Below are 4358 nucleotides of genomic sequence, written 5' to 3'. Positions count from 1 at the left end.
GGCTTCGCGCAGCTGCCGGAAACGTTCTGGAAGCGCTCGATGATCGTGAAGCCTGCCGATCGCGAAGTGATCTGCCACGCTTCGGCCTGGAACGTCGACAACAAGGACGACATCCGCATCAAGATGTGCACCAAGGTCGATTCGAACGACTTCGTGACGATCCACCACGAACTCGGCCACAACTACTACCAGCGCGCTTACAACAAGCAGCCGTTCCTCTACCTCAACGGCGCCAACGACGGCTTCCATGAGGCGATCGGCGACTTCATCGCGCTGTCGATCACACCGCAGTACCTCGTGCAGATCGGCCTGCTCGACAAGGCGAAGGTGCCGAGCGCCGACAAGGACATCGGCCTGCTGCTGCGTCAGGCGATGGACAAGGTGGCGTTCCTGCCCTTCGGCCTGCTGATCGACCGCTATCGCTGGGGCATCTTCGACGGTTCGATCCAGCCTGCCGACTACAACAAGGCCTGGACCAAGATGCGCCTCGACTACCAGGGCATCACGCCGCCTTCCGCGCGCGGTGACGACGGTTTCGATGCCGGTGCCAAGTTCCACGTACCGGGCAACACGCCCTATACGCGCTACTTCCTGGCCCGCATCCTCCAGTTCCAGTTCTACCAGGCCGCGTGCAAGCAGGCCGGCTGGAAGGGGCCGCTGCACCGTTGCAGCTTCTACGGCGACAAGAAGGTCGGCGCGAACCTGAACAAGATGCTGGAGATGGGCATGTCGAAGCCCTGGCCGGAAGCGCTCAAGGCCTTCACCGGCACTCCGCAGATGAGCGCCAAGCCGATGCTCGACTATTTCGCGCCGCTGAAGAAGTGGCTCGACGAGCAGAACAAGGGCGAGAAGCAGGGCTGGTGACGAGAACGGCCCCGGTGGCGCGATGTCGCCGGAGCCGTTTCGAAGCCTATAAGGGGAGCCGGTTCGCGCCGGCTCCCCTTTTTCGTGGGCGCTTAGAAGTCCACCGTGATGCCGGTGAAGAACGTGCGGCCGTAAACGTCGTACGTCGTCGGGTAGGTGTTCGACTGTTCCTGGTTGTCGCCGAGGATCGGCGGCTTGCGGTTGAACATGTTGTTCATGCCGATATTCCAGGTGAAGCGCTTGGCCACGTCGATCTGCGCGGTGAGATCGAAGTAGTCGTAGGCCTTGATCTTCTCGACGCTGTAGGTCGTCGAGGCATCGTCGTCCTTGACCGGCGAGAGGTGGCGCCAGGCGAGCGAGAGCGTCTTGCCCTCGGTCGACCACGTCATGCGGCCGTTGAGGCGCCACTTGGCATAGACATTGCCGCAGAGCAGGCCGAACTTGCCCGCGCAGTCCACGGTCAGGTCGGAAAGGGCGGCGATCGGCTTGAACGTGAAGTTCAGCAGCCGGGTGCCGCTTGCGCGCAGGGTCAGCTTGCTCGACCCGTTCTGCCCGAAGGCCAGCGGGATCGCATACTGCATGTCGAAGTCGATGCCGTCGGTCTTCATGCCGCCCGAGTTGGACAGATTGTCGACCGCGCCGGTGATCGTGTAGCTGTTGCCGTCGCGCGGCAGCAGCGAGCAATAGCTGGTGTCGTAAGGCGTCCATCCGTTCGCGGCGGTGCCGTAGCAGGCCGAGATGATGTTCGAAGTGCCGGCGGCGGTGATGTAGTTGTCGATCTTGATGTGGTAGTAATCGACGGTGAGCGACAGGCCCGGAATGAAGCGGGGCTGGATCATCGTGCCGAAGGTCCAGGTATTCGCCGTTTCCTCGCGCAGCGACGTATTGCCGCCGTTGTAGCTTTCGATCTGCGAATCGCCGCCGTTGTACTCGGTGCCGATCAGGTTCGCGGGAATGCCCGAAGAGGCGCAGCTGGCGTTCAGGCTGGCACTGGAAAGCGCCGCCGAAGTCGCGCAGGGGTCGGTGGCCTGCTCGAAGTTCTGGGCGTTGCCGCTGTAGAGATTGTTGACCGTCGGCGCGCGCACCGCGCGTGAGAACTGGCCGCGCAGGCTGACGTCCTTGATCGGCGCCCAGACGAGGCCCGCCGAGAAGGTGCCGACCGACTTGGCCGCCGTCGAATAGTAGGAATAGCGCGCCGCGCCGTTGAATTCGAGGCGTTCGACGAAAGGCTTGTCGGCGATCAGGGGCACGTTGAACTCGGCGAAGAGTTCCTTGACGTTGTATCCGCCCGCGATCGGTTCGGAGCCGTTGAAGCCGATCACGTCACCCGAGGCGAGTGCCGCGTCCGGGTTGAAGCTGCCGTGCTCGCTGCGATACTCGCCGCCGAAGGCGAGGCCTGCCGGACCGGCGCCAAGATCGAAGAGGTTGTTGTTGGTGATCGCGCCGCTGGCGACTTTCTCGGTGATGGTCGAGCGGTTTACCGTGTCGATCGAGATGAAGTCCGCCGCTGCCTGGCTGATGTTGCCCGCGCCGAAGATGTTCAGCGGGACGCAGCCGTTGCTGCTGTCCGAGCAGACGAGATTGCCGCTGGAATCGGTGCTCGTCAGCAGCGCCTGCTGGACGCGGCTGGCAGAGACGTTGCCGTACTGGCGTTCGACCTGCTTCGTGCGCGAATAGCTGAAGTAGGCGTCGTAGTTCCAGTCGCCTGAAATCTGGCCGCGTGCGCCGATCAGTCCGCGATAGGCCTTGCTGTCGAGGTTGGAGATGCGGTCGCCCACTTCCGACAGGCGGCGATAGACCGATGCCGAAGTGTAGCCGTCGCCATCGGTGTCGTAGCCGCTCAGCAGCGACTGGGTGGCGGAGGACAGGAACGAGGAATCGGTGTCGAGCGAGAAAGTGCCCGTCAGCGGCGTCGGTGCCAGCTGGTTCTTGACGCGGTTGTGGATGTACTGGCCCTCGCCGTAGAGGGTCAGGTGATCGCTGACGTCGAAGTGGGCCTGTGCGGAGAGCAGCTGGCGCTTCTGTGGAACCTGAAGGTAGTTCTCCGAGGCGTAGTTGTAGGCATCGGCCGAAGTGTAGGCCGAGGTGCTGCCGTCCTGCCCGAACTTGTAGTTGTTCCCGCCGAGCGCGATGCGGCCGGCCGGGATCGAGCTGGAACCGCCGCCCATCAGGCCGCCTTCGCCGTCGTCGGTCTGCGCCACCGACGTATAGCTGCGGCCCGACTGGAGTATCGACTTGCGGCGCATATAGTCGCCGTAGATCGTGATGTTGCCGCGCCCGTCGGCGAAATTCTTGCCGACCAGAACGCCGCCGTTGTACTGCGCGCCGTCGCCTTCGCCAGTCAGGCGGTAGTTGGCGTTGGCCTGGACGCCGTCGAAGTCCTGCTTGGTGATGAAGTTCACCACGCCGGTAACCGCGTCCGAACCGTAGACGGCGGACTTGCCGCCGGTCACCACGTCGACGCGCTCGATCAGCGCGGTCGGGATCGTGTTGAGATCGACGATCTGGTTGGTGTCATACGAGACGTAGCGGTGGCCGTTGACCAGCACCAGCGTGCGTTCGGCGCCGAGGCCGCGCAAGTCGGCAGTGGCGACGCCGCCGCCTGGATTGTTCGACGCGGCGGTCGAACCCGGCAGCACCTGCGGCAGGTCCTTGAGGATGTTCTCGACGTTGACCTGTCCGCTCAGCGCGATTTCCTTGGAGGAAACGGCCATGATCGGGGCGGCATATTCGAGGTTCGGATTGGACAGGCGCGAGCCGGTCACGACGATGGCGCCGCCTTCCGGCGCGGCATCGGTTGCGGTTTCGCGCGCAGGCGCGCCGTCCTGGGCATGCGCCGCGGCGGGCAGGCCCATCAGCAGGGTGGATGCCAGCAGAAGGCGCTTCATCTCGGATTTCATTCGATACTCCCTTTGCAGTTTCCGACGCGCGGTCTGCCGCAAGCCGGAACCAGGTCAGGGGGTGTGCTCCCAAGATGAACGCTCTGTCATCAGGCAATAACAGTTCAAATCTATTGTCGGATGGCTGAGTTGTAGTTACGCAACTATTATTTCCATAAGTGAAAAGTAAAAGTAAAATAAGCGCTACATATTGAAATAAGCATGTAACATGGAAATCGCTGTTTATTACTCACGGATGTGGAATAATGTTATCCGATCGACGGATGTTTTGCCAGAAGATTTCCGTAGTGGGCGTATTTACGGAACAATGGCGTGCGCTTTGCACGAAATGAGAGGGGCGTTGCGGCTTTCTCACCCCATGCGCAAACGGGCGCCGCTCCGGCTGGAGCGGCGCCCGTCATGTTCGGCTCGGTCTTGAGGCGCAGTGCCGCGCGAAATCAGCGGAACGGCGGCTCGTTGAATGCGCGCAGCTTGCGGGAATGCAACTTCTCGCCCTCGGCGCGGAGCAGATCGCAGGCGTGAAGGCCGATCTTGAGGTGGCTGGCGATCGCCTCCTCATAGAAGCGGTTGGCCTGGCCCGGCAGCTTGAGTTCA

The 4358-nt window shown here is 62.5% G+C and carries 2 protein-coding genes and 1 pseudogene; 1 reads left to right on the top strand and 2 read right to left on the bottom strand.

Annotated features, from left to right (window positions below):
• A partial coding sequence (locus tag RT424_RS17515; protein WP_313440843.1) for a M2 family metallopeptidase occupies nucleotides 1-864 on the top strand: 864 nt, incomplete at its 5' end.
• A gap of 92 nt (nucleotides 865-956) precedes the next feature.
• Here RT424_RS17515 and RT424_RS17510 read toward each other — a convergent pair.
• Together RT424_RS17510 and RT424_RS17505 are read right to left on the bottom strand one after the other, a co-directional pair.
• Nucleotides 957-3764: a TonB-dependent receptor gene (locus RT424_RS17510; RefSeq protein WP_313440841.1), complete on the bottom strand. Its 2808-nt coding sequence runs from the start codon at nucleotides 3762-3764 to the stop codon at nucleotides 957-959.
• Nucleotides 3765-4201: 437 nt separating this feature from the next.
• Nucleotides 4202-4358: pseudogene (locus tag RT424_RS17505) on the bottom strand (AMP nucleosidase); the annotation flags it as partial.

The organism is Novosphingobium sp. (assembly GCF_032093395.1).
In the GTDB taxonomy this organism is placed as follows: Bacteria; Pseudomonadota; Alphaproteobacteria; order Sphingomonadales; family Sphingomonadaceae; genus Novosphingobium.
This window is presented reverse-complemented; position numbering and strand designations above follow the sequence as displayed.